The organism is Kribbella flavida DSM 17836, from assembly GCF_000024345.1.
Taxonomy (GTDB): Bacteria; Actinomycetota; Actinomycetes; order Propionibacteriales; family Kribbellaceae; genus Kribbella; species Kribbella flavida.
Window position 1 is genome coordinate 2,168,689 of record NC_013729.1, and the last position, 26,075, is coordinate 2,194,763.

Sequence of the window (26,075 nt, forward strand, 5' to 3'; positions counted from 1 at the left end):
AGAGAAACTTGTCAGGCATCCAGCTGGGGTGGTGCTTGGTCAGGTGGCAAACCTTGCCGGTCCGCGATCATCTGAGTCAGGGTTTCACAAGCGGTTGCCTTGCCTGTCGCGCTGAGCACAGCGAGTGTCAACGCTACTGCGGGAGCGATGACCGCTGCCGCAGCGCCAACATGAGGAGCGAGTGCGGCACTAATCGCGCCGACGAGAAATAGTTTGCCCGCATTCATGGATTTGATGAGTTGTCCACGCTCATCTTCGTAGCCCTCATCATCGCAGATCAACTTCTTCATCTGGATTAGCAGATTCTCGTAGAAGCGAGATCCGACTGACTTGACGGCGCCAAATGGGGCAGTGTTGCTTGGTCCTGATGTGGACAACCATAGCATTGCAACCTCGGCTGGATCGCCGTCATTAAGCATCGACCGAATCAATTGGGCTTGATATGTAGGAAGTGCCTCAATCCAGTCATCGAGTTCTCCGACAAGCAGCTCTTGTATTTCGAGGGCGTCAGTCACAGCATAGCCCTTAGATACTCTGCCGACACCGCATGCGTGGTTTGATGGAGAGTGTGCGGGTCCACCCCGCCGAGACTGATGCCTCCACCTCCCCCTGGTGCGTAACTTCCAATGAGAATGGCGACCACTTCCTTCATGGTGGCACTGAGGACGGGTCCGCCGGACTGCCCCTCACGAGCTTGAGTATTCAAAATAATGTGCTTGTTTTTCTGGCGAGCGTTCTCGATCAGCACTCTTGCGCCCACATTGGCGTTTTGCTGAGTCAGAACCAATCGGCCGTGGTTGGCATGTGGAAATCCGAGTGTGACGATGGGCGTTCCCGGTGGGGACGAGTCAGTAGATCCGAGCCCATACGAGAATCGAAGAGAAAATTCGTCACTTTGCAGCACGCACAGGTCTCGCACCGGATCTGCCGCCGCGATCTTCAACCTCAACGGATTAACTCTGCCGTCTGCGGTATCCTGATACTCACTGAAGTGAGCGATCTTAGGTGCGATCATCACAAGGTCGCGATCGTCGCCACCGACAACATGATACGCCGTTGCTATTTTGTTCGCGCCAACCGCGAATGCAGTGCCAAGGAGCTGCACGCCACTCGGCCCATTTCTGCCAATCGCGTATACGGCCTGACTAAGGTCGATCACCAAATCCCCCTGCCTCGAGTGCGTGTCGGTATGAGACTGCTAAACGCGGCTGTGCGCGTAGTGTTGGAACCTGCCCAGACTGTGCAGGTTATGACCTCGATGTCTGGCTGTCACGACTTACCTCGTCGAGTCGATCCAGTTCGCGGTGTGCTAGAACAGTAGGTGTGGAGCTGCTGCATCGGGGCAAGGTTCGGGATGTGTACAGCGATCGCCCGGGGGAGGTGATCCTGGTTGCGACTGATCGTGTGTCGGTCTATGACGTGGTGCTGCCTACGCCGATCCCTGACAAGGGGAAGTTGCTGACAAGTCTGTCGCTGTGGTGGTTCGGGCAGCTGGCGGACGTGATGCCGAATCACGTGATCTCGGCTACGGATGTGCCGGCCGAGTTCGAGGGTCGGGCTGTGCGGTGTCAGCAGGTCGAGATCATCCAGGTGGAGTGCATCGCCCGCGGCTACCTCGCTGGGTTGGGCTGGGATGCCTACCAGGAGACGGGGAAGATCTCCGGGGTGGAGATCCCCCCGGGCCTTCGTGAGGGCGACAAGCTTCCGCAGCCGGTGTTCACGCCGACTACGAAGACTGCGCCTGAGGATGGGCATGACGAGCCGATGACCTTTGAGGAGGTCTCGGAGGCTGTTGGGCCAGAGCTCGCGAAGACGCTTGAGGCGAAGACGCTAGAGCTGTTCAGCAAGGCCACTGAGATCACCGCTGGTCGCGGTGTGCACTTGGCAGACACGAAGCTTGAGTTCGGGCTTGCAAAGGACGGCACGTTGGTCCTGGCCGACGAGGTGCTGACTTCTGACTCCTCGCGCTACTGGCGAGATGAGGACTGGAAGCCCGGCCAGCGACAGGTCTCGTTCGACAAGCAGTATGTGCGGGACTGGGCGCGGGATCTTGGCTCGTGGGACAAGACGCCCCCGGGGCCGGAGATCCCGGCTGAGGTCGTTGAGGAGACTCGCGCTCGTTACGTTGCGATGTACGAGCGGATCACCGGTCTGAAGTGGGAGTGATCATGCCGACCTGGGAAGAGATTCAGGAAGCACGCTTGACTGAGGTTCTGGAGCTGCAGGAGGTCCATAAGCGGCTTATTGCGGCCAAGGAACAAGGGATCGAGCCGGACCCAGCAGATGTGGAGGTCGCTCGATCGGTCGCGGCGACTGGTCTTGGTGGGGTTGATCGAATCAACGCGCGGGACGATTACTAGACCTCCGGAGAAGCCGCCAACTATGCTGGCGGTGTTCTAGAACAGCGATTGGAGCTTGAGGTCTAGCCATGCCCCCGAAGTTGGTGCGTCCAGCACCGCCGTATCAGCAGATTGCCAACGAGATCCGTGGGCGGATCTCCAATGGTGAGTTGCAGGCAGGCGATCTGGTGCCGTCTGTGCGGTCGTTGATGCGTGATTACGGAGTGGCGATTGCCACCGCTCAACGGGCTCTGTCGACCTTGCGCGCTGAGGGATACATCAAGCCAGAGCGTGGCGTCGGCAGCATCGTCACGACCGAGGAGGAACGCGGTCGGGCTGCCAATGACCGGGTCGATAAGTCTCGGCGTACCGGCAAGGTCTACCCCACGGGGCAGTACGCGAAAATCACCGAAGCCGTGCTCGGGGAGGCCTCCGAGCAGGTCGCTGACGCACTTGGGGTGAAGGTCGGCAGTCAGGTCGTTCAGCGCGTGCGAACCACCTACAGGGTTGATGGCAAGCCGATCTCCGCGTCGACCTCGTACTTCCGTGGCGACCTCGCTGAGCGGGCACCGATGCTGCTGAGTGCGGAGCGGATCAAGGAAGGTACGTTCGCCTACGTAGCCAACGTACTCAAGCGGACCGTTGACGCTTGGCAGGATCAGTTCGAGCCAGCGAATGCAACCGCGGCTCAGGCCGGCCAATTGGGGCTGGATGAGGGGGCGCTCATCATGGTGGGGCGGAACTGGATCTACGACGACCGTGGTGACGTGCTTGAGTACGGCGAGAGCATCACGTACGGGCGCGTGACCTATCGGGGTCGGCTCGGGGACTGAGTCTTCGACCACGTTGACGCGTACGTGTCAACGCTGAGTAATCAATTCGTTACCTTGGGCGCTTGTTGACTTGAGATCAGTGTTCTAGGCTCTGAACTAGAACACCTGCTCAACGGGAGCGGGTTGGACGCCTAGAAGGGGCGATTCCTGATGAAGCTGACCATTGACACCACGGGCAAGACGTTCACGGTGACCAAGGCGGTGGAGGAGAAGAAGGATCAGAACGGCCGTCAGAAGGCTGACCGGAACACCAACGAGCTGCTCTGGCAGGTCCAGGTGATGGCGCTCGACGAGACGGGCGGCGAGGTGATCAACGTGACCCTGGCGGGCAATGCCATGCCGAAGGTCAACGTCGGCACTGTCGTCGCGCCGGTCGAGCTGGAGGCCATGCCGTGGGCCACCAATGGGCGGAACGGTGTCGCGTACCGGGCCAAGACCCTCAACCCGGCTGGTAACGCGAAGGCCTGATCTCCACTCGTCCCGTGACTCGTGCAACTGCTCAGCAAGGGGTAGTCATGTCGCAGCCGATGGAAGACCGAACCATGACCGCGAATCAGGCACGGACCGAGTTCGTGGCCACGTGCAACGAGATCATCGAAATCGAACTGGTCCTGGGATTCCTGGACCAGGCCATCACCAACAGCCTGAACACGGCTGAACCCGTCGTTGCGTTGAGCAACGACAAGGTCGCCATGCACGCGTCGAACGCGTTCTGGCAACTGCTTGACCTGTACCGCGAGGCTTCCAACCGGTGCCTCGATCTGTACGCCGCCCGCGACTACGCGCACGCGGTCATCGTGTCGGCTTCGGCCGGCCAATCCTCCACTGACACGTACGTGTCAAACCCCACCGAGAGGATCACCCAATGACTCACCCGTATCTCACCCCGAACGGCGCTCCGAGCGTCCGTGAGATCACCCTCCACTACGTCACCGTCTGCCTCCACCTGGAGAAGATGGACGACTTCCTGGCCAACCTGCCGTCGGCGCTCAACAGCGTCACCGGTCCCAGGATGGAAGCCAACCTGGTCAACGCCACCCTCGACCTGAACGACAAGGCGTGGGACCGCCGTACCAAGCTCGCTGCCGAGCGCACTACCGCCTACGACGCACTCTTCACCGAGTGCGGTGGTGATCAGTCCCGGATTGACGCTTGCGTGTCAACCGTCGCGAAGGAGTTCGGGATCGTCCTCGAACCCACTCAGTAACTACCGCTAGAACCCAAGAACGGCCCTCGAAAGGGCCGCTCCCTGGAACGAGACACGAAGCCGGGTCAAAGGCCTGAGAAACCGTCCTGGCTTCGTGTTTTTCCTGACTCAACCCCCTGATCGGGAGGTCTTGTCATGCCCAAATCTACCCGTAACCGCTCCACTGGTCGAGTCCGCCGCCGTGGACGCGGCTCCGCCACGAGTGCCGTGGAGACCATCACCCGGCCGTCGCAGTCGCTGCCGGTCATCATTCTGCTGAGCCTGTGGCGCTGGCGCTGGGAACTCATCATGCTCGCCACCGCCGCCTACATCGTCATCGCCCACCGCGACGCGATCACCGGCTACTTCGAGGCCAACCCGCTGTGGCTCAACGCGCTGCTGATCATCGTCCTCGCCGGATGGATCTTCACCGACAACCCGGCCCGCCGCTTCGCGCGTAACCGAATCTGGTGCGTCATCACCCGGCACCGCGTCCGGGCCTGCCTCACCGAAATGCGGACCCTGAACTGGTCCGGCAACCTGCCCTTCATCGTCGGCTGCTTGTCCACCAAGACCGGACAGGTCGTCTGGCTGTTCATGCGTCCCGGTCTGTCGGCCGAAGACCTCGAGAACAAGTCCGAAACGCTGGCCTCGGCGTGCTGGGCACGCACAGCCAACATCACCCGCTCCACCCGCAACGCCGCCCTCGTGCGGATCGACATCGACCGGCGCGACCCTCTGTCGAAGAAGCACATCGTTTCCCCGCTGCTCAACGACACCAGCGACATGCCCGAAGCGGCCGTCGCAGACGACGCGGTCATGGCCTTCCTCGGCCCCGACCCCGCCTCCGAAACCCCGGCTGTGGGCTCCACCTCGTCTACGCCGGCCAAAACCGGCACCGGTGAGATCCGCACCAAAACCGCGAAGACCAAGACCACCGCCGCCGTGAACGACGGCAACTCCGTGATCTTGGGCGCCAACGGAGAAGACGTGTCCGACTATGTCTAGCTTCCACCCACGACAGGTGTTCCCCCGGCGCACGCCGGGGGCCACCCCACCTCAACCGGTCGGCCTGTCGATCTACGGCCTGATCTATCTGGGCATCGACACGCGCGGCAAACCCGTCTACGTCACCCTCATGTACCGCAACATCCTGCTCGGCGGGGAACCCGGCGCCGGAAAATCTGTAGCCCTCGGCAACATCGTCGCCCACGCGGCACTCAGCACAGATGTCGACCTGATCTTGATCGACGGCAAGATCGTCGAACTGTTGCCCTACGCGCCTGTGGCGGCAGAGTTCGTCGGCAACAACATGGACAAGGCACTGCGGGTCCTGGGTGACCTGCAAGCCGACCTGGACGAGCGCTACCTGCACCTGGCCCGCACGGGCCGTAAGAAGATCGTTCCTGATGACGGATTCCGCGCCAAGCTCGTAGCCATCGACGAGCTGGCCTACTTCACCGTCACCATCGGCACCAAAGAACAGCAAGAAGAGTTCCGCACCCTCGTGCGAGACATCGTCGCCCGTGGCCGAGCCGCAGGCATCATCGTCGTCGCCGCGACCCAGCGGCCCTCGGCAGACATCGTTCCCACCTCACTGCGGGACCTGTTCGGCTACCGGCTCGCATTCCGCTGCGCCACTGACTCCAGCAGCGACATCATCCTCGGCACCGGCTGGGCCTCCCAAGGCCACACCGCCGTGGACATCGCACCCGAAGCCCTCGGCGTCGGACTTCTCCGCGCCGAAGGCGGATTCCCCCGCCGCTTCAAAACGGCATTCCTCAACGACAACAACCACAAGCAGATCGTCCGCCGCGCCATGTACCTCCGGAGGGCCGCATGATCACCGTCAAACCCGTCCCCGCGGGGACGTTCACCGCCGTCAACGACGGCAACGGCAACACCGGCTGGCTCCACAACTGCGGAGCCTTCACCTGGTCACCCACCCAGCCGCACCGCTGCGGTGTGTGCTGGTCGGCGATGCGCAACCGCCAAGCCTTCAACGGCCAATGGCACAAGGCCTACCTCAACAAGGAGGCCGCAGCATGACCTTCTACGACGCATCCGGTGGTGATCGCGAAGACCGCATCATCATCGGTTACGACTTCACCGACCACTCCGTGGCCGGCATCAACCTGGCCTGCAATGGCCAAACCCCCAAAGTCGTCATCGACCTCGGCGCAAACCCGATCGAGATCGAACTCGTCACCGGCTCCGTCACCGCGATCAGCCACCTGATCGACGCCCTCTACGAAGCCCGAGCACTGCTCGAGGAACACCAAATCACCCACGCCACCGACAACGCCTCCTGGACCCAAGAACCCCTCTACATCCCCGGCGACTGGACGGAGGACCGGCCATGACTGGACGCCACCAAGACCCGGCAACGGTCTATGACTCCTGGAAGCGATACCTGGACGAGTCCGCGCGGCTCGTCGACAACGATGGGCGACTGCCCGACGGCACGCTCGTGTGGACTCCACTGTTCGACGAGTACGGAGGAGACTCCGCAGACTACGCAGGACGCCGGGCTCCCGGTGCCTACTGCTCACCCAAGTGGGGCTGGTACCAGGGGCGCATCCTGGCCCAAGCCGACACCAGCACGTGGTTCGTCTTCCTGGATCACATCGACTACGCATCGTTCGTCCTGCGCCACGTGGCCGACCTGCGCAAGGTCGTCCTGAGCGACAACGAGAACTGATGCGCGCGGCAACCAACCGGACTCCCCGGCGCCGCGTGACGCGTAACTGTCAAGGACAACAGGCCATCCCGGCCGATCTTGACACCACCCCGGCCCCGGAACCGGTGGCCAAGAAGACCCAAACCAAGAAGGCCTACCGCACACAACGTGCCGACGACTGGGCACACGCCACAGTCGGCAACCCACAGCCCTGCTTCCTCTGCGGCAACCCCGCACTCCTGCGCGACCCCTCCAACGGCCGCGCCTGCCACATGACCTGCGCCAAGCAAGACGCCACCGAGAAGGGAGAACAGTGGTGACCACCGACACCCTCACACCCGTCGTCCAGGTCCCCGGACAACTCGACCTGCCCCAAATGCCGGCCATCCCGGCACCGGTAGCCGCCGCGAAGCCTGCGACCACGACCAAGCTCACCGGCCTCACCAACTCCAACACCAACGCCCTCAACGGGCTCCCCGGCTGGCAGGTCACCAAGACCACCGCCACCTACTCCGGCAGCCCCACAGCAGCCCTCAACGCCGTCCAGACCCACATGGACACCGTCCGCGCCAACCAAGGCGGCAGAGCCACCGGCTACCAATCCCTGATCGCGGTCCGCAACAAGCTCCGCGAATGCTCCACCGGCACCAGCCACCCCGCCGTCACCGTCACCGTCAAACGAGCCAAGAAGACCACCACCAAGACCCGCACCGGCTCACCCGGTGTGTCTCCCAAGGCGCGACTGACACGTAAGCGTCAAGACACCTACACCACCGCACAACTCGTCAGTGCACTCGAAACCGCCTGGACCGCCATCCGCGCCCAGCACCCCGACGTCCCCGCCGTCGTGATCATCGTCGGCTCCGGCACCGGCTCCAAGCAGGCCAAGTACGGGCACTTCGCCCCGATCCGCTGGCAACACGGCGACAACCAGCTCGCCGAAGTCCTCATCTCCGGCGAAGGCCTCAAACGACCCGTCGAAGAAGTCTTCACCACCCTGCTCCACGAAGCAGCCCACGCACTCGGACACGTCCGCGACATCAAGAACACCAGCCGCCAAGGGCGCTGGCACAACCAGAAGTTCGCCGACCTCGCCTCCGAGCTTGGTCTCGACACCACCAAAGACCCCCGCATCGGCTGGTCGCTGTGCACCCTCCGCAAGGAGACAGCCACCACCTACAAGGCCGTCCTGGCCGAACTCAAAGCCGCACTCATCGCCTACCGGCACCCCGAAACCAATGGCGGCGGCGAAACCAAGAAGAACAACAACAACGCGATCCCGTGCGCGTGCCAATGCCCGCGCCGCATCCGCGTCGCCAAAGCAGTCCTCGAACTCGGAGACATCACCTGCGGCGTCTGCGACTCCCACTTCGAACCCGACGAATAGTCACCGGTCCGTTGCTGGCTCTGACCTCCGGGACAAACACCCCGGAGGCCAGGGCGAACACCGAACCCCACCACCAGCCGACGCCAGAACGGAGGAACCGTAGTGGCCCTCGACCAGCACCGACCAGACCAAGACCTCGCCGCCTGGCTCACCGGCTCGATCTACCGCGCCTTCCGCTGCAACGGCTGTGGCCGGCCAATCGTCGCCGCCCGCACCGAATGGCTGCACCCGACCTACGTCCGATCCATCACCGCCCGGCTCGGCACCCCGATGGTCGCCCACTGCTCCTACCAGCACTGCGACAACGGCATCACCCAGCACTCCGAACCCGTCACCTCCCACTGAACGGAAGGAACACCACTCATGAGCATCGACCTCAACGCCTACGCCGAACTCACCGCCTACCGCGACACCGCCAATGAGACGTTCTTGTGTGACTGGGTCGCCAACGACCACCTCGGCGGACACGACTGGTGCCCCACCGTGCTCGAACCCGGCGACGAGTACGCCGTGATTGCCATGGGTGACCAGCTCGTCGGTCGCTACTGCATCGGCTGTGGCTACCACCTGTTCGGCACTCCCGAACTCGAACACGCCCCGTTCCGCACCGCCTGACACGTAACCGTCAAAGGGCGGCCCCGGCGCACATGGGCCGAACGCCAGGGCCTAGACCCACCCAACCCCGGCCGGGACTCAAAGGGCGGTCGTACCCACCCCAGTAGCCCCGAGCAACAGAACCCAAACCCGGAAGGAGGCCACCATGACCACCGCACCCCAACATGATCCGCTGGACGTCCTGGACGGTCTCCTAGGCGGCGTCGAGATCATCACCGAGCACAACCACACCCTCGACTCCGGCAACCGCACCAACCCCGCCTCAGGGCTCGAAGAAGCCATCCAACGCGCCGCCACCACAGCCAACTACAGCGCCTGGCTCGACCACACCGCCTCCGCAGGCGGCTGCGTCCGACCGATCCAGCTACGCGGCGAAGCCCACGTCGTGTCCACCCGTACCGGCCGGATCATCTCCACCCGCCACACCGACGACATGCCCGACGGCGTCATCTACAAAGCCTGCGGCAACCGCCGCGCCGCCGTCTGCCCCTCCTGCGCCGAGATCTACCGCGGCGACACCTACCAACTCGTCCTCGCCGGCCTCCAGGGCGGCAAAGGCATCCCGGCATCGGTCGCCCAGCACCCCTGCGCCTTCGTCACCTTCACCGCACCGAGCTTCGGAGCCGTCCACGGCACCCGCAAAGCCCGCGACAAAGACGGCAAGCTCCGCAACCGCCCCTGCCGCCCACGGCGCAACCCCGACCCGTGCCCGCACGGCGTGGACCTCACCTGCCATCAGATCCACGGCGACGGCGACAAGACACTCGGAACCCCGCTGTGTCTGGACTGCTACGACCACGACCACCAGGTCGTGTGGAACGCCCTGTCAGGCGAACTGTGGCGACGCACCATGGAACGCGTCAAGGACACCCTCCGCCGGTGGGGCAAACACCACGGCGTCCGGATCAAGCTGTCCTACGGCAAGGTCGCCGAAATGCAAGCCCGAGGCGTCGCCCACTTCCACGCCCTCATCCGGCTCGACGGCGTCAACCCCATCGCGCCCTACGAGATCGCTGTACCGCACGCCTCGGCCGACTTCGCGCTCTTGATTTACGCGATCCGTCGAGCCGTTGAAGGCACCCGGTTCCGCTCCCTGCCTCACCCCGACCAGCCCGAAGGCTGGCTCATCGAATGGGGCAACCAGCTCGACCTACGTCCCGTCCGGCAAACCGTCGATGGAGTCATCACCGAAACCGCCGTCGCGGGATACCTGGCCAAGTACGCCACCAAAGCCGCCGAAGCAACCGGCCACTCATCCGCACGCCTCACCGACGCCACCGTCCGCCGCTACGCCGTCCTGCACACCCACGCCGGCCGACTGGTCGAAGCCTGCTGGCGACTCGGACGACCTGGCTCCGACCTCGACGAAGACGAAGCCGCCAAGAACTCCGCACGCCTGTCCTACCGACGCTTGCAGCGCTGGGCACACATGCTCGGCTTCGGCGGCCACTTCTCCACCAAATCCCGTCAGTACTCCACCACCCTCAAAGCCCTCCGCGAAGCACGCGTCAACTGGCGACAAGAACGACACCGCACCGCCAACCACACCGACGACACCGAAACCACCCTCATCGTCGGCAACTTCACCTACGCCAACACCGGCTGGCGAACCATCGGCGACGCACTACTCGCCAACACTGCCGCCGCCAAAGCCCGCGAACACCGACGACTTGTCAAGGAACTGATTGCCGAGAGCACCGAGGACTGACACGTAACCGTCAACGAAGGAGGATTGAAATGTCTGTACCGAAGCATCGCGATGGGCGGCTCTGGAGTGTCGAGGACCTCTCTGAGTTCCTGGGGATCCCGGTTGCCACCCTCTATCGATGGCGCACAACCGGATACGGTCCGGCCGGAGTCCGCATGGGCAAGTACATCCGGTACGACCAGGAGGTCGTGCGTGCCTGGATCAAGTCGCTCGAGAACGTGGCGTAGGGGGAGACGTGGCCAGACCGCCCTTGCCGATCGGCACATGGGGCAAGATTCGGACCAAGGTCACCGCAACTGACGACCGTGGCCGGCCAACGAAGGCTGAGGCCATCGCGAAGTTCCGCGACTTCGACGGCCGGACACGTGTCGTCCAGGCCAACGGCCGTACGCCAAACGATGCGTCCAACCGGCTGCGGCAGAAACTCAAGGAACGCTCCGAGAAGGCGCGTGGTGGGGAGCTGACTGGACTGCACCGATTCGCCGAGGCTGCCGATCTGTGGATCGTCAAGTTTGAAGGGATGGTCGAGTCCGGCAGCCGATCGGCTGGATCGTTGGACACTTACCGGCGACAGCTGACCAATCACGTTCTCCCCGCTCTCGGTCAGGTGCGCCTTGCCGAGGCGACCACACCACTCATCGACAAGGTCATTGCAGCGATCAAGGCCGACGCTGGCGCACCAACCGCCAAGACCTGCCGAAGCCTGATTTCCGGCGTCATGGGCCTTGCTGTCCGTTATGGAGCCCTGACCGCCAATCCCGTCCGCGAGGTCGAGCGAATCGAGGTCGGCCGGAAGAAGAAGCCCCGTGCACTCACCGCAGAAGAAATCGTGGCGTGGCTGGCGAAACTACGGGCTGATGAGAAGGCGGTCCGGAAAGACCTGCCGGACCTGAGCATGTTCATGCTTGCGACTGGTGTGCGCATCGGCGAGGCGCTGGCGCTGATGTGGGATCAGGTTGACTTCGCGGCCGGTCAAGTGGAGATCACCCACACGGTGATCCGCGTCAAGGGACAGGGGCTGCTTCGGAAGCCCACCAAGAGCCACGCCGGGGAGCGTCTGCTCGGTCTGCCGCTGACCACGGTCGAACTGCTGCGGCGTCGGTTCACGGTGAGAGGACGGCTGGACATGCCGATCTTCCCAGACTCCCTGGGCGGCCTCCGGGACCCCACTAACGTCCGGCGTGACATCCGCGACGCCAGGGGAGACGACGCGCTCGCGTGGATCACGTCACACAGCTTCCGGAAGACCATCGCCACGATGCTCGACGACGGCGAGTTCACAGCGCGTGAGATCGCTGACCAGCTCGGTCACGCCCGGCCCTCGATGACCCAGGACGTCTACATGGGCCGGAAGCTCCGCAACCCCCGAGCCGCCAGCGCGATCGATGCCGTACTTCGCCAGGCGCTCGACGACCAAAAGGACGGGTAAAGGATGACCCCGGGAACCAAAAAACCGCCGGTCAACGCTGTGACCTGCGGTTATGGTGCGCCGCCAGGGACTCGAACCCCGAACCCGCTGATTAAGAGTCAGCTGCTCTGCCAATTGAGCTAGCGGCGCATGTTGTTCAGTTGGTGTTTCCTTCGAACGAAGAGGATCGTAGCAGGGTTCGGGGGGAGAAGAAAAATCGGTTCTCCGGGGTGGGGATCAGGGGTGGTGGGCGAGGACTGCCTGGGCGGCGTTGTGGCCGGGGATGCCGCTGACGGCGCCGCCTCGGCGGGCGCCGGAGCCGCAGATGAGCAGGTTGGCGACGTCGGTTTCGACGCCCCAGCGGCCGGTGTCGGCGGGGTCCTCGGACCAGGGCCACTGGAGGTCGCCGTGGAAGATGTGGCCGCCGGGCATGCCGACGCTGGCTTCGATGTCGAGCGGGGTCTTGGCCTCGATGCAGGGGTTGCCGTCGGCGTCGCGGGCGATGCAGGACTCGAGGGGTTCGGCGAGGTGGTTGTCGAGGCCGGCCAGCACCCGGCGGACGGACTCGGTGCGGGCGGCTTCGTTGTCGGAGGCAAAGAGGCGGGCGGGGAAGTGGACGCCGAAGACGGTCAGCGTGTGGTGGCCCGAGGCAACCAGTGACGGGCTGAGGATCGACGGGTCGGTCAGCGAGTGGCAGTACACCTCCGACGGCGGTACGCCGGGCAGCGTGCCGCCGGCCGCCTCGGCGTACGCGGTCTCGAGCTGGCTGTAGTCCTCGTCGATGTGGAACGTGCCGGCGAAAGCCCGGCGCGGGTCGTCGCCCGACTTCAGCCGGGGGAGTCGGGAGAGCAGCAGGTTGATCTTCAGTTGCGATCCCTCGGGCTTCTCGCCGCCGGTTCGGCCGCGCAGGCGATCCAGTACGGCGGGCGCCACGTTCGCGAGCACGTACGAGCACTCGACCGAGCGTTCGCCGTCGCCGCCGAGCCAGGTGACGGCGGCCCGCTTCCCATCGGCCTCGATCGACGAGACGGCGGCGTCGGTCACCACCGCGGCGCCCGCGCGCTGGGCCGCGTCGAGCAGGGCGGCGGTCACCGCGCCCATCCCGCCGACCGGCACACGCCACTCGCCGGTGCCGTTGCCGATCAGGTGGTAGAGGAAGCAGCGGTTCTGCAGCAGCGAGTCGTCGCGCAGCCGGGCGAACGTTCCGATCACCGAGTCGGTCGCCACCACCCCGCGGACGGTGTCGTCCGCGAACCGCCGCTCGATCGTCTCCCCGAGCGGCCGCTCGACGAGCTCCTCCCACAGCGCCGGGTCCACCCGCCGGCGCACGGAGGCGGCCGAGTCCAGCGGCTGCAGCAGGGTCGGCGCGATCACCTCAGCGAGCTCACCGACCGCGCCGTAGAACTCCCGCCAGGCGTCGTACTCCGCGTCGCTCCCGGTCAGCGCCGCGAACGCCTCCCGGGTCGCGGATCCCTCCGGTCGCTCGACCATGAGACCGAGGTCGCGACCGCCGCGGCGTACCGGTGTGTACGACGCGACGGAGCGTGACCGCAGCTGCAGGGACAACCCGAGATCGGCGACGATCTTGTCCGGCAGCAGGCTGACCAAGTACGAGTACCGCGACAGGCGGGCGTCGACGCCGGGGAAGACCTGCTCGCTGACCGCGGCGCCGCCGGTGTGCGGCTGTTGCTCGAGCACGAGCGTGCTCAGGCCCGCGCCGGCCAGGTACCCGGCGGCGACCAGGCCGTTGTGCCCGCCGCCGACGATCACGACGTCGTAGAAGTCCTTCATCAGACCGGCCACTCCAGTTCCTGGTACGCGGCGTCCCAGAACATCCACTCGTACCGCGTGGTGGTTGCGAAGTGCCGGTGGCACCGGTCCCGTTCGGCCGGGCCCACCTCGGCGCCGAGCCGGTCCGTCACCGCCAGCACCGACTCTACGACCGCGTCGAACTCGGGGGAACCGTACGTGGCGATCCACTCGGCGTAGAGCGGGTCCGGCGAGGACTGCTTGAGCAGTTCGCGGCCGACGTCACGGTAGATCCAGTAGCAGGGCAGCACGGCCGCCACCGCCTCGGCGTACGTGCCGGTGGCGCAGACCGCGGTCAGGTACGACATGTACGCCGTGGTGGTCGGTCCCGATCCGGACCTGTCGACGTCGGCCGACGTGAGCCCGAGCGATCCCAGCAGCGAGGCGTGCAGCTCACGCTCGACGTCGATCGCCTCGGCGGCGTGCCGGGCGAACATGCTCACCGCGTCCTCGTCGGTGGCGCGTCCGGCGGCCAGCGCGAGCGCGCGGGAGTAGGCGCGCAGGTAGTGGCTGTCCTGGACGATGAAGTAGCGGAACTTGTCGTGCGGCAACGTCCCGTCGGTCAGCCCGGTGATGAACGGGTGCCGGACGATCTCGGCGTACACCTTGGCGGCCCCGGCGTCCCACAGCTCGGCGGAAAACGTCATCCTGGATCTCCTCGCGCTCGACTCCGACGACCCTAGCCACGACCACCCCGAAGTACACGAGACGAACGTCACGTCCCGGCAAGTCCGCCCCGCCGACATCTCGGGGGAGAACCCGCCAACTTGTGGGTTGTCCCCCGGAATACGAGGGGGTGGACCCACAAGTTGGCAGGTTCTCCCCTCAAATGTGGCGGGGCGGGCGAGGCGGGGGTGGGGTGCCGGGCGGCGGGAGGTTGCGGGCGGGCGGGGTGGGTCAGGTGAGGTGGGCGCGGAGCAGGTCGGCCAGAGGGGTGCGCCGGGTGCAGTTCGGGAAGGAGAAGGAGTCGGCGAGGGTTTCGGCTTCGGCGGGGGTGACGCCTTCGAAGCAGGCGGCGTACTGGTCGACGAGGGGTTCGGCGAGCAGGATGTTGCGGACGAGCACGGCGATCCACTGACGCCGGCCCCAGGGGAACGGGTCGTACTCGGGGAACTCCTCGGCGAACAGCTGCTCGATCGGGGCGAGCACGTGGCGGACGCCGGCGTCGTTGCCGCCCCAGGAGTCGGCGCCTAGGCGCTTCTTCTTCTCCAGGAAGGGGGCGATGCGCTGGAGGTACGGGCTGTCGGGGCGGGCGTGCACGAGGCCCTGAAGACCGATGTCCTTGTACGTCCACAGGGTCCAGCTGGCGTCGTGCTCGCGGTAGATGTCGAGCTGGTCGCGCAGCAGCTGGTACCGCGAAGCGTCGGTGGCCGGGTCGCCGGTGTAGACCGGTCCGAACTCGCCGATCCAGATCGGGGTACCGGTCGAGCGCATGAACTCGGTGCGCTCCAGGAAGGTCTGCTCGACCACGCCGCGGTCGAAGTACTTGCCGCGGGTGATGCCCGGGTACTCGCTGCCCGCCGCGATGCCCGGCAGGGCGTAGTCGTGCGCGGTGAAGACGGTGTTCTCACCGACCTCGGTGAACATCGAGAAGTCGGTCGAGTAGCGGTTGCCGTCGAGGAACAGCACGTGCCCCGGGTCGATCGCCCGGATCGCGGCCGTCAGCCGCTGGTAGAAGGGGCCGATCACCTCGCCGGTCGGGTCGGCCGGTTCGTTGACCGGGTTGTACCCGGCGATCCACGGGTTGTCCCGGTAGCGGTCGGCCAGCGCCTCCCACAGATGGACGACCCGGTCCTGGAAGTGCGGATGGTTCCAGAACTCCGACCAGTGGGTCGGGTTGTCGCTGTGCCAGTGCTGGTTCTGCCGGCCGGGCACCGCGTGCAGGTCGAGAATCGAGTAGATGCCGGCGTCGGCGCAGAGCCGGACCACCCGGTCGAGCCGGCGAAATCCTTCCTCCAGCAGCTCGAACGGCTGCGCGTCGTGCTCGAAGTGCTTGTAGGAGAAGGGGATCCGGACCGCGTTCATACCGAGCGAGGCCAGGTACGCCGCGTCGTCGGCGGTGAAGAAGCCGGTCAGGAACCGCTCGAAGAAGGCCTCGTACGCCGCGGGGCCGAGCACCTTGCGCAGCGCCCGTCGGTGCTGGGACTCGGTCGCCGGGTAGCCGGTGATGAAGTTCTCCATGTTCATCCAGCCGCCGAGGCCGATCCCGCGCAGCAGGACCGGCGTACCGGCGCCGTCGACCAGGCGGGGGCCGTCGACGCGCAGGACCCCGTCCGCCCTGGTCACGAGCTCACCCGGCCGGTGCTGCCGCGGACCAGCAGACGCGGCCGGAAGTCGGCCTCGTGCTTGGTACGCCTGCCGTCGAGCTGGTTGCGCAGCTGCTCCCAGGCCTGCTTGCCGAGGGTGTTCTTCGGCACCGCGGCGGTGGTCAGCGGCGGCGTGGTGAACCGCGCGAACGGGATGTCGTCGAACCCGGTGATCGAGATCTGGCCGGGCACCGAGACCCCCAGCTCGTGCAGCCCGGACAAGGCGCCGAAGGCAACCATGTCGTTGTAGGCGACGACGGCGGTCGCGCCACTGCCGGCCACCTCGCCGGCGACGTCGTGCCCGTTGTCGAACATCGCCCCGCAGGGCACCTGGATCAGCTCGAACTCGCGGCCGTGGTCCGACAGCCGCAGCAGGGCGTCCAGGCGGTCCCGGTTCGACGTGCTGGCCGGCGGGCCGGCCAGGTAGGCGATCCGGCGGTGACCGAGCGACAGCAGGTGGGCGACGAGGTCGCCGATGCCGGCGGCGTGGTCGACCGACAGCGACGGTACGCCGCTGCCCGGCAGCTTGCGGTTGATCAGCACCAGCGGGGTGAGCTGCGGGACCAGCCGCTCGAGGTCGGCGGTCGGCAGCCGGGGCGAGGCGAGCACGACGCCGTCGCAGCGCCGGCGGGCCTCGATCGCGAGCACCTCCTCGTCCTCGACGTGCTCGTTGGACTCGGCGATCAGCAGCCGGTGACCGTCGGCGCCGGCGGCGAGACTGAGGCCGCGCAGGACGTCCTGGAACATCGGGTTCGACAGGTCGGGCACGATCAGCGCGATCGTCGCCGTCCGGCCGAGCGCGAGGCTGCGGGCCACCGGGCTGGGGGCGTAGTCCAGCGCGCGGGCCGCGGCCAGCACCCGCTCGGCGAGCTCGGGCGCCACCGTGGAGTGGCCGTTCATCACCCGGGAGACCGTCGCCCGGGAAACCCCCGCGGCCTCGGCGACCCGGGTGATGGTCGCTGTCGACCGCCCCTGTTCGACCACCGAACCCTCCCTTCAGCACCCGGCGGCGATCCCGCCGGGGCTGAAACGATAACCCACCGTCGACTTCGAAGAAACCGGTCTCTCAGCGTTCAGACCGAGAATAATCCTTTACAGCGAAACAATTTCGGCAGCGCTGCTGAAGCATTGACACGTTTCAAGGTCGGCTGCTAGAAACCGGTTACTCGCGATCGTGAGAGAAGGTGACGCGTGAGTCCGACCGGCAGCACCCTGACCCGCGAACCGCGGGAGACGGCCTCTCCGCCGCCACCGCCCGACGGTGGCCGCCGTGGGAGGTACAGCCAGCGCCGCCGCGACGCGGTCACCGGCTACCTGTTCCTGACCCCGTGGCTGATCGGCCTGGTGGCGATCACGCTCGGGCCGATCCTGGCCTCGCTGTACCTGGCCTTCACCGACTACTCGCTGCTCAAGCCGCCGGAGTGGATCGGGCTGGCGAACTTCGAGGAGATGCTGACCGACCGGCGGCTGCACAAGTCGCTGCTGGTCACCTTCCAGTACGTGTTCATCTCGGTCCCGCTGCAGTTGCTGATGGCGCTCGGCCTGGCGATCGTGCTGAACCAGGGCATTCGCGGACTGGGCTTCTACCGCTCGGTCTTCTACCTGCCCTCGCTGCTGGCCGGCAGCGTCTCGATCGCCATCCTGTGGCGGCAGATCTTCGGCCAGGAGGGCCTGGTCAACGACGCGCTCGGAAGCGTCGGCATCCAGGGCCAGAGCTGGGTGGCGCATCCCGACTTCGCGCTCGGCACGCTGATCCTGCTGAACGGCTGGACCTTCGGCGCCCCGATGGTGATCTTCCTGGCCGGGCTGCGGCAGATCCCCGCGTCGTACTACGAGGCGGCGGCGGTCGACGGCGCCGGCCGGTGGACGACGTTCGTGCACATCACGCTGCCGCTGCTCACCCCGATCATCTTCTTCAATCTGGTGCTGCAGGTGATCGGCGCGTTCCAGAGCTTCACCCAGGCGTTCGTGGTGAGCGGCGGTACCGGCGGTCCGGCCGACTCGACCCTGCTCTACACGCTCTACCTGTACGACGAGGGCTTCGGCTCCTTCCACATGGGCTACGCGTCCGCGATGGCCTGGCTGCTGCTGGCGATCATCGCCGCGCTGACCGCGATCAACTTCCTGTTCGCCAAGCGATGGGTGTTCTACGGTGACGAGTGAGACGCTGCCCCGGGTCCGTGCGGACCGCCCCGGCCGGCCGGCCTCGACCGGCCGCGGCCTGCTCAAGCACGCGCTGATCATCCTGTTCGGCTTCGTGATGCTGTATCCGCTGCTCTGGCTGCTGTCCAGCTCGTTCAAGCCGTCCGAGGTGATCTTCCGCGAGCCGTCGCTGCTGCCCAGCAAGGTGCAGTTCGACAACTACACCGACGGCTGGACGGCGCTGGCGCACCCGTTCGAGCACTACCTGATGAACTCCGCGGTGATCGCGGTGCTGGCGATCATCGGCAACCTGCTGACCTGCTCGCTGGCGGCGTACGCGTTCGCCCGGGTGGAGTTCCCGCTGAAGAAGCTGTGGTTCGCGCTGATGCTCGGCACGATCATGCTGCCGATCCACGTGCTGATCGTGCCGCAGTACGTGCTGTTCTCGAAGCTGGACTGGATCAACACGATCCTGCCGCTGGTGGTGCCGAAGTTCCTGGCCCACGACGCTTTTTTCGTCTTCTTGATGGTGCAGTTCATCCGCGGGCTGCCGCGGGAGCTGGACGAGGCGGCCCGGCTGGACGGCTGCGGGCACTTCCGGATCTACGCCCGGATCGTGATGCCGCTGTGCCTGCCGGCGCTGGCCACCTCGGCGGTGTTCACGTTCATCTGGACCTGGAACGACTTCTTCAGCCAGCTGATCTTCCTCACCGATCCGGACAAGTACACGGTGCCCGTGGCGCTGCGCTCCTTCATGGACGCGCAGGGGCAGACCTCGTGGGGGCCGTTGTTCGCCATGTCCGTCGTCGCGCTGGTGCCGATCTTCGGGTTCTTCCTGGCCGGCCAGCGCTATCTCACCCGTGGCATCGCCACCACGGGGCTCAAGTGACCACTCGGGGTTCACGTCACCGCCGGCCGCCGGCCGGGGCAGGAAGGAACACGATCATGAAGCACCTCTCGCCGAAGATCCGCAGGTCCCGGGCACGGCTGACCGCGCTCGCCCTGGCCGGCCTGCTGCTGGCCCTGCCGGGCTGCGGCGGTGACTCCGGCGGTTCGGGCGACGACCCGAACCAGCCGGTCACGTTGCGCTTCTCCTGGTGGGGCAACGAGGACCGGGCCAAGCTCACCCAGAAGGCGATCGACGCCTTCGAGGCCGCGAACCCGGGCATCACCGTCAAGCCGGAGTACAGCGACTTCAACGGGTACTTCGACAAGCTGGCGACCAGTGTCGCGGCCAACGACGCCCCCGACGTGATCACCCTCGGTGGTGCGTACCCGCGCGAGTACGGCGACCGCGGCGCGCTGCTCGACCTGGCCGAGGTCAAGGACATTCTGAAGACCGACAAGATCGACCAGGCCGCGCTGTCGAACGGCAACTTCGAGGGCAAGCAGTTCGGCGTGCCGACGGGCGTGAACGCGTTCGGCGTGGTGGTGAACCCGAAGGTCTTCAAGGCCGCCGGGGTACCGCTGCCGAACCAGGACACCTGGACCTGGCAGGACTACCGCCGGATCGCCGAGCAGATCGCCAAGGCGGCGCCGAAGGGTACGTTCGGCGCCGAGGACCCGACCAGCGCCGACGCGCTCGACCTGTTCGCGCGGCAGCGCGGCGAGTCGCTCTACACCGAGGACGGCAAGGTCGGGATCAGCGAGCAGACGCTGACCGAGTGGTTCACGATGACCACCGCGATGCGCGACTCCGGCGCCACGCCGCCGGCGTCGATGACCTCGGAGCTGGCCGGTCAGCCGGCGCCCGAGCAGACGCTGATGGGTCGCGGCCTGGCCGGCATGCAGCTGGACTGGACGAACCAGCTCGGCTCGTTGCGGACGGCGTCCGGGAGCGAGCTGCAGCTGATGCGGGCGCCCGGTGAGGGTGCCGCGGCGAAGCCGGGCATGTGGCTGCAGGCGTCGCAGATCTACACGATCAGCGCGCGCACCAAGCACCAGGAGGCCGCCGCGAAGCTGGTCAACTTCCTGGTGAACGACCCGGCCGCGGGCAAGATCACGCTGGCCAACCGGGGGATCCCGGCGAACTCCGAGGTGCTGACCGCGGTGAAGCCCGCGCTGCCGAAGGACGAGGCCGCGTCGGCCGAGTTCATCGCGCAGATCACGCCGAAGGTCGGTTCGGCGCTGATCATCGGTCCCACCGGCTCCACGGAGAGCGTGAAGATCCTGGACCGGACGAACGCGGAGGTGCTGTTCAACCGGCAGACCCCGGCGCAGGGCGCCAAGCGGTTCCTCGAAGAGCTGACCTCGGCGATCCAGTGATCGATCGGCGGGCGCTGGTAGGGCGGCACGACGTCGAACTGTCGGGCGTCGTGGCCGAGTCGCCCTTGTCCGTCGGCAACGGCGAGCTCTGCTTCACCGTGGACGTCACGGGGTTGCAGAGCCGGCCGGAGCGGTACCCGGTCGAGCCGCGGACGGAGGGCGACGAGGTCGGGACACTGCTCGGCACGTTGTCGCAGTGGGGCTGGCACAGCCTGCCGACCGAGCGCGAGTACGACCTGGCCGAGACCCGCCGCGAGTACTCGACCCCGGGCGGCAGCGTGCCGTACGTCGACCTGGGCGGCGAGATGGACCTCGCCACGACCTCCGAACCGCGGCAGACCGACGCCGAGCAGTGGCTGCGGGCGAATCCGCACCGGCTCGACCTCGGGCGGATCGGGTTCGTGCTGGACGGGCTGCCGCTGCCCGCGGTGGAGACGCCTCGGCAGCGGCTGGAGTTGTGGAGCGGGCTGATCGAGAGCTCGTTCGTGGTCGCCGGGATGCCGGTGCGGGTCCGCACGGTGTGCGCGCCCGACGACGACGTCGTCGCGGTGCGGATCGAGTCGCCGGCGCTCGCGGTGGGCCTGGGCGTGCGGTTCGCTTTCCCGTACGGATCGGGTGCCTGGGGCAACGCTGCGGACTGGAGCCGGCCGGACGCGCACACCACCACTGTGCGGGAGGTCGACGGCGGCTGGCGGATCGACCGGCGGCTCGACAGCACGGCGTACCGGGTGGTGGTCGGGGCTGACGACGCGCGGCTGGAGGTCGCCGGGCCGCATGAGCTGGTCGTCACCGGCACTGCCGAGGTTTTGGAGCTGCGGATCGGGTTCGCGCCGGGGGAGAGGTCGTTGCCGCCGGCGTACGAGGTGGTGGAGGCGGCGAGTCGGTGGCACTGGCAGCGGTTCTGGGAGTCGGGCGCTGTCGTTGAGCTGGCCGCGAGTGAGGACCCGCGTGGGGTTGAGTTGGAGCGCCGGGTGGTGCTGTCGCAGTACCTGACGGCGGTGAACTGCGCTGGTTCGTTGCCGCCGCAGGAGACCGGGTTGGTGTGCAACAGCTGGCGCGGGCGGTTCCACCTGGAGATGCACTGGTGGCACGGGGCGCATTTCGCCTTGTGGGGAAGGGCTGAGCTGCTGGAGCGCAGCCTCGGGTGGTACGAGCGGGTACTGCCGGAGGCGCGAGCTACGGCTGCGCTGCAGGGGTACGACGGAGTCCGCTGGCCGAAGCAGGTCGGACCGGACGGCCGGGAGAGTCCGAGCAGTATCGGGCCGTTCCTGATCTGGCAGCAGCCGCACCCGATCTACCTGGCCGAACTGATCCGCCGCGCCGCCAGTGAGGACGCGTCGGGGGTGGTGGTCGAGCGGTACGGGCGGATGGTGCTGCAAACAGCCGAGTTCATGGCGTCGTACGCCGGGGCGACCGACGCCGGGTATCAGCTCGGCCCGCCGTTGATCCCGGCGCAGGAGTCGTACTCCGCGATCCGGGCCGAGCTGGTCAATCCGACGTTCGAGCTCGCGTACTGGCGGTGGGCGCTGCTCGTCGCGCAGCAGTGGCGCGGGTACCTCGGTCTCGAGCCGGATCAGCGGTGGACGGTTGTTGCCGACGGCCTCGTTCCGGCGCCGGTGCGGGACGGCTGCTACGCGGCGATCGACGGCGAGCCGTGGACGATCCGGACGGACCACCCGTCGATGCTGTACGGACTCGGGGTGGTGCCCGACACCGGCTACCTCGACCGAGCGACGATGAGCCGCACGCTGGCCGGCGTACTGGACGACTGGGACTGGGAGAGCACCTGGGGCTGGGACTACCCGGCGATCGCGATGACCGCGGCCCGGCTCGGCGATCCCGCCACGGCCGTCGACGCGTTGTTGCTGAAGGCCACGAAAAACGAGTACCTGCCCAACGGGCACAACCGGCAGACCCCGTCGCTGCCGCTCTACCTGCCGGGCAACGGTGGGCTGCTCGCGGCGGTCGCCCTGATGGCGGCGGGCTGGGACGGCGACGACGGATCGCCCGCGCCCGGCTTCCCGGCGGACGGCACCTGGACCGTCCGGCACGAAGGACTGCACCGCTCACCGTGAACCGAACCCTCGAAGGAGACTCGTGACGCTCCCGCAGAACCGCCGCTACGCCGTGGTCGGCACCGGCTCCCGCGCCGCCATGTACGTCGAAGCGCTGGCGACGACGTACGCCGACGTCGGCTCGGTCGTCGCCTGGTGCGACCCCAACCCGACCCGGATGCGGTACTACGACCAGGTGGTCACGGCCGCCGGGCGGACCGCGCCGCCGCAGTACGCGCCGGACGACTTCGCCCGGTTGCTCGAGCAGCAGCGGCCGGACGTCGTGATCGTCACGTCGCCGGACGCGACCCACCACATCTACGCGACCGCGGCGCTCGACGCCGGCTGCGACGTCGTGGTGGAGAAGCCGCTGACCACCTCGCTGGAGCCGGCGAAGGCGATCGTCGAGGCGGTCGAGGCGTCCTCGGGGGACCTGGTGGTGACGTTCAACTACCGGTACTCGCCGCGCAACAGCGAGGTCCGGCGGCTGATCGCGTCCGGGGCGATCGGCAAGGTCACCTCGATCCACTTCGAGTGGGTGCTGGACACCGTGCACGGCGCCGACTACTTCCGCCGCTGGCACCGGAACAAGGAGATCTCCGGTGGCCTGCTGGTGCACAAGTCCAGCCACCACTTCGACCTGGTGAACTGGTGGCTGGCCGACGTACCGGAGGTGGTGACCGCGGCCGGCGGGCTGCGCTTCTACGGCGACAAGAACGCGGCCGAGCGCAGGCTGACCGACCGGCCGGCGCGATCGGCCGGGGCGCCCGGCGCGGCGCAGGACCCGTTCGCGCTGGACCTGGCGGCGGACGAGAAGCTGCGCGCGCTGTACCTGGACGCGGAGGGCGACGACGGCTACCTCCGGGACCAGGACGTGTTCAGCCCCGGCATCACGATCGAGGACAACATGGGGCTGCTGGTCACCTACCGGTCCGGCGCGATCCTGACCTACGCGCTGAACGCGCACTCGCCGTGGGAGGGCTACCGGGTCGCGATCAACGGCACCGAGGGACGGCTCGAGCTGGACGTGGTCGAGCGCGGCTTCGTGCAGGGCGCCGACGGCGTGGTCGGCCGCCCGGCCGTCGACCCGAGCGTGAACCCGGACGACCCCACAGCCGGAGGTACCGCGAACCCGCGGCCGGCCGGTGAACGTCTTCTCGTGCAGCGGCACTGGGAACCGGCGCGGGAGGTCCCGATTCCCGCAGGCGACGGCGCCCACGGCGGCGGCGACAGCCACCTGCTCGACGACGTCTTCCGCCCCACCGGCGAACCAGACCCGCTGGACCGCCGCGCCGGCTACCGCGACGGCCTGCGCAGCGTGGCGGTCGGAATTGCCGCCAACCGCTCCCTGGAATCAGGCCTGCCCGTCAACCTGCGCGACTTCGGCCTGCCCCTCGACCGCGAGGCGTAGCCCGCCTGGCGGACCCGTGAACCCCCGACGCGGGACTGTGAACACCACCTAGCGTGTTCACAGTCCCGCGTTCCTGTTCAAGCTCTCCCTGGCGACCCGCAGAACGCTGCGCGACGGCCAGCAATCAGTTGCCGGTGCGCTCCGCCCCGCCGAGCGCCTGCCGGTACGCCCCATTCGCCGTCGGCGTCCACAGCACCCCGTTGACGATCAACGCCCGATCTCCCATAGCCCGCCGAGCCGTCACCAGCACCGGCTTCCGCTGCCACGCACACCCAGGCTTCTCCACCTGCTGAGTCACCCGTACGGCGACCGCGCCCGGCCCTTCGGCGTACGCCGTGGCCCGCAGAAACCGCGTGCACCCCACCGGCGTCGCCACCACCACAACCACCTGCCGCTCATCGGCCACCACCGCCCGCACCCCGTACACCCGAGCCGCCGTAACCTTCGGCACCACCGCAGAAGGCCGAACACTAGGCGCCGCCTGCACCACCCCGGCCCCCTCCGCCGCCCCCGACCCCTCCGGCTCAGACCCCCCGAACACCTTCGACAGCACAAAGACGCTGAACGCGACCACCCCCACCAGGAAGGTCACCACCACCGCAACCCCGTACACCAACCACACGCTGCCGGACGACTTCACCCTGTCGATCCTCCCAGCCCCCAAGCCCCAACCCTCGCAAGAAACGCAGAACACCCACCACCCCACCCCTCACCAAGATGTGGTGAGCACCACAACCGCGAGCACAGCGAACACCCCACCGCCCGCGCCCACCCCATCAGCCAAGCGAAGCGATGGCCCACCCGGCCGCGGCCCTCAGCCACAGCGGCCAAGCGAAGCGATGGCGGCCAAGCGAAGCGATGGCCCACCCGACCGCGGCCCCCAGCCACAGCGGCCGAGCGAAGCGTAGGCGGCCAAGCGAAGCGATGGCCCACCCGACCGCGGCCCCCAGCCACAGCGGCCGAGCGAAGCGATGGCCCACCCGGCCGCGGCCCTCAGCCACAGCGGCCAAGCGAAGCGATGGCCCACCCGACCGCGGCCCCCAGCCACAGCGGCCGAGCGAAGCCAAGGCCCCAGGGGGTGCGGGTGGCGGAGCCCCCGCTCGCGCCGAGCGAAGCGAAGGCGCACAACACGCCGAAGGCGACCCGGTCCGCGCTCTCCGCGGACACAGGTCGCCTTCGCCTGAGGGTGAGTGACGGGACTCGAACCCGCGGCCACCTGGACCACAACCAGGTGCTCTACCAGCTGAGCTACACCCACCATTGCCGCCCTGACTGCGACGGCTGGGTAATCATAGCGACGATGGTCAGTTGTCGGAAATCGGGCCGCTGATCAGGCTCGCGACGGCGCGCGCGGTGTCGGTGTCGGGGCCGGGTTGCGGCACGAAGACGGTCTGCCGGTAGTACCGCAGTTCGGCGATGCTCTCGGTGATGTCGGCGAGGGCGCGGTGGTTGCCGGTCTTGGCGGGGGTGGCGTAGTAGACCCGCGGGTACCAGCGGCGGACGAGTTCCTTGATGGAGCTGACGTCGACGTTGCGGTAGTGCAGGTGGGCTTCGACCTTGGGCATGTCGCGGACCAGGAAGGTGCGGTCGGTGCCGACGGAGTTGCCGGCCAGGGCGGCCTTGCGGGGTTCCTTGACGTAGCCGGTGATGAAGTCGAGGACCTGCTGCTCGGCCTCGGCGAGCGGGATGCCGGTGGCGAGCTCGTCGAGCAGGCCGGAGCCGGTGTGCATGTCGCGGACGAACTGGCCCATCTGTTCGAGCGCGGCCGGGGGCGGCGCGATGACCAGGTCGATGCCTTCGCCGAGCACGTTGAGTTCGTAGTCGGTGACGAGTACCGCGACCTCGATCAGGGCGTCCGCCGCCAGGTCGAGGCCGGTCATCTCGCAGTCGATCCACACCAGCCGGTCGTTCATGAGGACCCACCTTACGGCG

The 26,075-nt window shown here is 67.0% G+C and carries 31 protein-coding genes and 2 tRNA genes; 23 read left to right on the plus strand and 10 right to left on the minus strand.

Features of this window, described 5'->3' with window-relative positions:
* Nucleotides 1-11: 11 nt before the first annotated feature.
* The gene (locus KFLA_RS37360) at nt 12-515 is read right to left on the minus strand and encodes a hypothetical protein (protein WP_148256595.1); all 504 of its coding nucleotides are present in this window, start codon (nt 513-515) and stop codon (nt 12-14) included.
* Complete coding sequence (locus KFLA_RS36560) at nt 512-1,159, minus strand: S1 family peptidase (RefSeq protein ID WP_202797108.1); 648 nt, start codon at nt 1,157-1,159, stop codon at nt 512-514. Before KFLA_RS36560 ends, KFLA_RS37360 begins: the two co-directional genes overlap by 4 nt.
* Nucleotides 1,160-1,323: 164 nt before the next feature.
* Between KFLA_RS36560 and KFLA_RS10250 the strand changes: the two genes are divergently transcribed.
* The 18 genes from KFLA_RS10250 to KFLA_RS10330 all read left to right on the plus strand — a co-directional run bounded on the left by KFLA_RS10250 (nt 1,324) and on the right by KFLA_RS10330 (nt 12,177).
* On the plus strand, nt 1,324-2,166 hold the full coding sequence (locus tag KFLA_RS10250) for a phosphoribosylaminoimidazolesuccinocarboxamide synthase (protein ID WP_012919716.1): 843 nt from the start codon (nt 1,324-1,326) through the stop codon (nt 2,164-2,166).
* Between the two features lie 2 nt (nt 2,167-2,168).
* The gene (locus tag KFLA_RS10255; protein ID WP_148256596.1) at nt 2,169-2,360 is read left to right on the plus strand and encodes a hypothetical protein; all 192 of its coding nucleotides are present in this window, start codon (nt 2,169-2,171) and stop codon (nt 2,358-2,360) included.
* Between the two features lie 68 nt (nt 2,361-2,428).
* Entirely contained in the window at nt 2,429-3,172 is a 744-nt protein-coding gene (locus KFLA_RS10260; RefSeq protein ID WP_012919717.1) for a GntR family transcriptional regulator, read from the plus strand.
* A gap of 150 nt (nt 3,173-3,322) precedes the next feature.
* The gene (locus KFLA_RS10265) at nt 3,323-3,640 is read left to right on the plus strand and encodes a hypothetical protein (protein ID WP_012919718.1); all 318 of its coding nucleotides are present in this window, start codon (nt 3,323-3,325) and stop codon (nt 3,638-3,640) included.
* Between the two features lie 47 nt (nt 3,641-3,687).
* Nucleotides 3,688-4,041, plus strand: a complete 354-nt coding sequence (locus KFLA_RS10270) for a hypothetical protein (RefSeq protein WP_012919719.1) — start codon at nt 3,688-3,690, stop codon at nt 4,039-4,041.
* Nucleotides 4,038-4,379 (plus strand): hypothetical protein, encoded by a 342-nt coding sequence (locus KFLA_RS10275; RefSeq protein WP_012919720.1) that lies wholly within the window; start codon nt 4,038-4,040, stop codon nt 4,377-4,379. Before KFLA_RS10270 ends, KFLA_RS10275 begins: the two co-directional genes overlap by 4 nt.
* Before the next feature lie 207 nt (nt 4,380-4,586).
* Nucleotides 4,587-5,366, plus strand: coding sequence for a hypothetical protein (locus KFLA_RS35460; protein WP_049797305.1), 780 nt, complete (start codon nt 4,587-4,589; stop codon nt 5,364-5,366).
* Complete coding sequence (locus tag KFLA_RS10285) at nt 5,359-6,201, plus strand: FtsK/SpoIIIE domain-containing protein (protein WP_012919722.1); 843 nt, start codon at nt 5,359-5,361, stop codon at nt 6,199-6,201. Before KFLA_RS35460 ends, KFLA_RS10285 begins: the two co-directional genes overlap by 8 nt.
* Entirely contained in the window at nt 6,198-6,407 is a 210-nt protein-coding gene (locus tag KFLA_RS10290; protein ID WP_012919723.1) for a hypothetical protein, read from the plus strand. Before KFLA_RS10285 ends, KFLA_RS10290 begins: the two co-directional genes overlap by 4 nt.
* Nucleotides 6,404-6,721: a hypothetical protein gene (locus tag KFLA_RS10295; protein ID WP_012919724.1), complete on the plus strand. Its 318-nt coding sequence runs from the start codon at nt 6,404-6,406 to the stop codon at nt 6,719-6,721. The genes KFLA_RS10290 and KFLA_RS10295 overlap by 4 nt, the downstream gene beginning before the upstream one ends.
* Nucleotides 6,718-7,059, plus strand: coding sequence for a hypothetical protein (locus KFLA_RS10300; RefSeq protein ID WP_012919725.1), 342 nt, complete (start codon nt 6,718-6,720; stop codon nt 7,057-7,059). The genes KFLA_RS10295 and KFLA_RS10300 overlap by 4 nt, the downstream gene beginning before the upstream one ends.
* Entirely contained in the window at nt 7,059-7,358 is a 300-nt protein-coding gene (locus KFLA_RS37365; protein WP_012919726.1) for a hypothetical protein, read from the plus strand. Before KFLA_RS10300 ends, KFLA_RS37365 begins: the two co-directional genes overlap by 1 nt.
* Nucleotides 7,355-8,425: a hypothetical protein gene (locus KFLA_RS36565; protein WP_012919727.1), complete on the plus strand. Its 1,071-nt coding sequence runs from the start codon at nt 7,355-7,357 to the stop codon at nt 8,423-8,425. The genes KFLA_RS37365 and KFLA_RS36565 overlap by 4 nt, the downstream gene beginning before the upstream one ends.
* A gap of 102 nt (nt 8,426-8,527) precedes the next feature.
* Nucleotides 8,528-8,770, plus strand: a complete 243-nt coding sequence (locus tag KFLA_RS10310; protein ID WP_012919728.1) for a hypothetical protein — start codon at nt 8,528-8,530, stop codon at nt 8,768-8,770.
* Nucleotides 8,771-8,788: 18 nt separating this feature from the next.
* On the plus strand, nt 8,789-9,040 hold the full coding sequence (locus tag KFLA_RS10315; RefSeq protein WP_012919729.1) for a hypothetical protein: 252 nt from the start codon (nt 8,789-8,791) through the stop codon (nt 9,038-9,040).
* A gap of 145 nt (nt 9,041-9,185) precedes the next feature.
* Complete coding sequence (locus KFLA_RS10320; protein ID WP_012919730.1) at nt 9,186-10,748, plus strand: replication initiator; 1,563 nt, start codon at nt 9,186-9,188, stop codon at nt 10,746-10,748.
* A gap of 29 nt (nt 10,749-10,777) precedes the next feature.
* Complete coding sequence (locus KFLA_RS10325) at nt 10,778-10,975, plus strand: helix-turn-helix transcriptional regulator (RefSeq protein WP_012919731.1); 198 nt, start codon at nt 10,778-10,780, stop codon at nt 10,973-10,975.
* An 8-nt stretch (nt 10,976-10,983) separates the two neighbouring features.
* Complete coding sequence (locus KFLA_RS10330) at nt 10,984-12,177, plus strand: site-specific integrase (RefSeq protein WP_012919732.1); 1,194 nt, start codon at nt 10,984-10,986, stop codon at nt 12,175-12,177.
* Nucleotides 12,178-12,230: 53 nt separating this feature from the next.
* Here KFLA_RS10330 and KFLA_RS10335 read toward each other — a convergent pair.
* From KFLA_RS10335 to KFLA_RS10355, 5 genes are all read right to left on the minus strand, one after another.
* Nucleotides 12,231-12,306 (minus strand) — tRNA-Lys (locus KFLA_RS10335).
* Nucleotides 12,307-12,393: 87 nt separating this feature from the next.
* Entirely contained in the window at nt 12,394-13,947 is a 1,554-nt protein-coding gene (locus tag KFLA_RS10340) for a phytoene desaturase family protein (RefSeq protein WP_012919733.1), read from the minus strand.
* Nucleotides 13,947-14,612: a thiaminase II gene (gene tenA / locus KFLA_RS10345; protein ID WP_012919734.1), complete on the minus strand. Its 666-nt coding sequence runs from the start codon at nt 14,610-14,612 to the stop codon at nt 13,947-13,949. Before tenA ends, KFLA_RS10340 begins: the two co-directional genes overlap by 1 nt.
* Before the next feature lie 250 nt (nt 14,613-14,862).
* A complete protein-coding gene (locus KFLA_RS10350) occupies nt 14,863-16,251 on the minus strand; it encodes a glycoside hydrolase family 5 protein (RefSeq protein ID WP_012919735.1) in 1,389 nt (462 codons plus the stop codon).
* Entirely contained in the window at nt 16,248-17,255 is a 1,008-nt protein-coding gene (locus tag KFLA_RS10355) for a LacI family DNA-binding transcriptional regulator (protein ID WP_012919736.1), read from the minus strand. The genes KFLA_RS10350 and KFLA_RS10355 overlap by 4 nt, the downstream gene beginning before the upstream one ends.
* A 207-nt stretch (nt 17,256-17,462) precedes the next feature.
* Between KFLA_RS10355 and KFLA_RS10360 the strand changes: the two genes are divergently transcribed.
* From KFLA_RS10360 to KFLA_RS10380, 5 genes are read left to right on the plus strand one after another with little or no spacing between them, the layout of a single operon-like run.
* The gene (locus KFLA_RS10360; protein ID WP_012919737.1) at nt 17,463-18,434 is read left to right on the plus strand and encodes a carbohydrate ABC transporter permease; all 972 of its coding nucleotides are present in this window, start codon (nt 17,463-17,465) and stop codon (nt 18,432-18,434) included.
* Nucleotides 18,424-19,302 carry a carbohydrate ABC transporter permease gene (locus KFLA_RS10365; protein WP_012919738.1) on the plus strand — a complete coding sequence of 293 codons (879 nt, stop codon included), beginning with the start codon at nt 18,424-18,426 and terminating at the stop codon, nt 19,300-19,302. The genes KFLA_RS10360 and KFLA_RS10365 overlap by 11 nt, the downstream gene beginning before the upstream one ends.
* A gap of 56 nt (nt 19,303-19,358) precedes the next feature.
* Complete coding sequence (locus tag KFLA_RS10370; RefSeq protein ID WP_012919739.1) at nt 19,359-20,678, plus strand: ABC transporter substrate-binding protein; 1,320 nt, start codon at nt 19,359-19,361, stop codon at nt 20,676-20,678.
* Entirely contained in the window at nt 20,675-22,753 is a 2,079-nt protein-coding gene (locus tag KFLA_RS10375) for a hypothetical protein (protein WP_012919740.1), read from the plus strand. Before KFLA_RS10370 ends, KFLA_RS10375 begins: the two co-directional genes overlap by 4 nt.
* Nucleotides 22,754-22,775: 22 nt before the next feature.
* The gene (locus KFLA_RS10380; protein WP_012919741.1) at nt 22,776-24,143 is read left to right on the plus strand and encodes a Gfo/Idh/MocA family oxidoreductase; all 1,368 of its coding nucleotides are present in this window, start codon (nt 22,776-22,778) and stop codon (nt 24,141-24,143) included.
* A gap of 124 nt (nt 24,144-24,267) precedes the next feature.
* Here KFLA_RS10380 and KFLA_RS39290 read toward each other — a convergent pair whose 3' ends face one another.
* From KFLA_RS39290 to orn, 3 genes are all read right to left on the minus strand, one after another.
* Nucleotides 24,268-24,783, minus strand: a complete 516-nt coding sequence (locus tag KFLA_RS39290; RefSeq protein ID WP_012919742.1) for a hypothetical protein — start codon at nt 24,781-24,783, stop codon at nt 24,268-24,270.
* A gap of 545 nt (nt 24,784-25,328) precedes the next feature.
* Nucleotides 25,329-25,401 (minus strand) — tRNA-His (locus KFLA_RS10390).
* Between the two features lie 46 nt (nt 25,402-25,447).
* The gene (gene orn / locus KFLA_RS10395; protein ID WP_012919743.1) at nt 25,448-26,056 is read right to left on the minus strand and encodes an oligoribonuclease; all 609 of its coding nucleotides are present in this window, start codon (nt 26,054-26,056) and stop codon (nt 25,448-25,450) included.
* Nucleotides 26,057-26,075 lie beyond the last annotated feature (19 nt).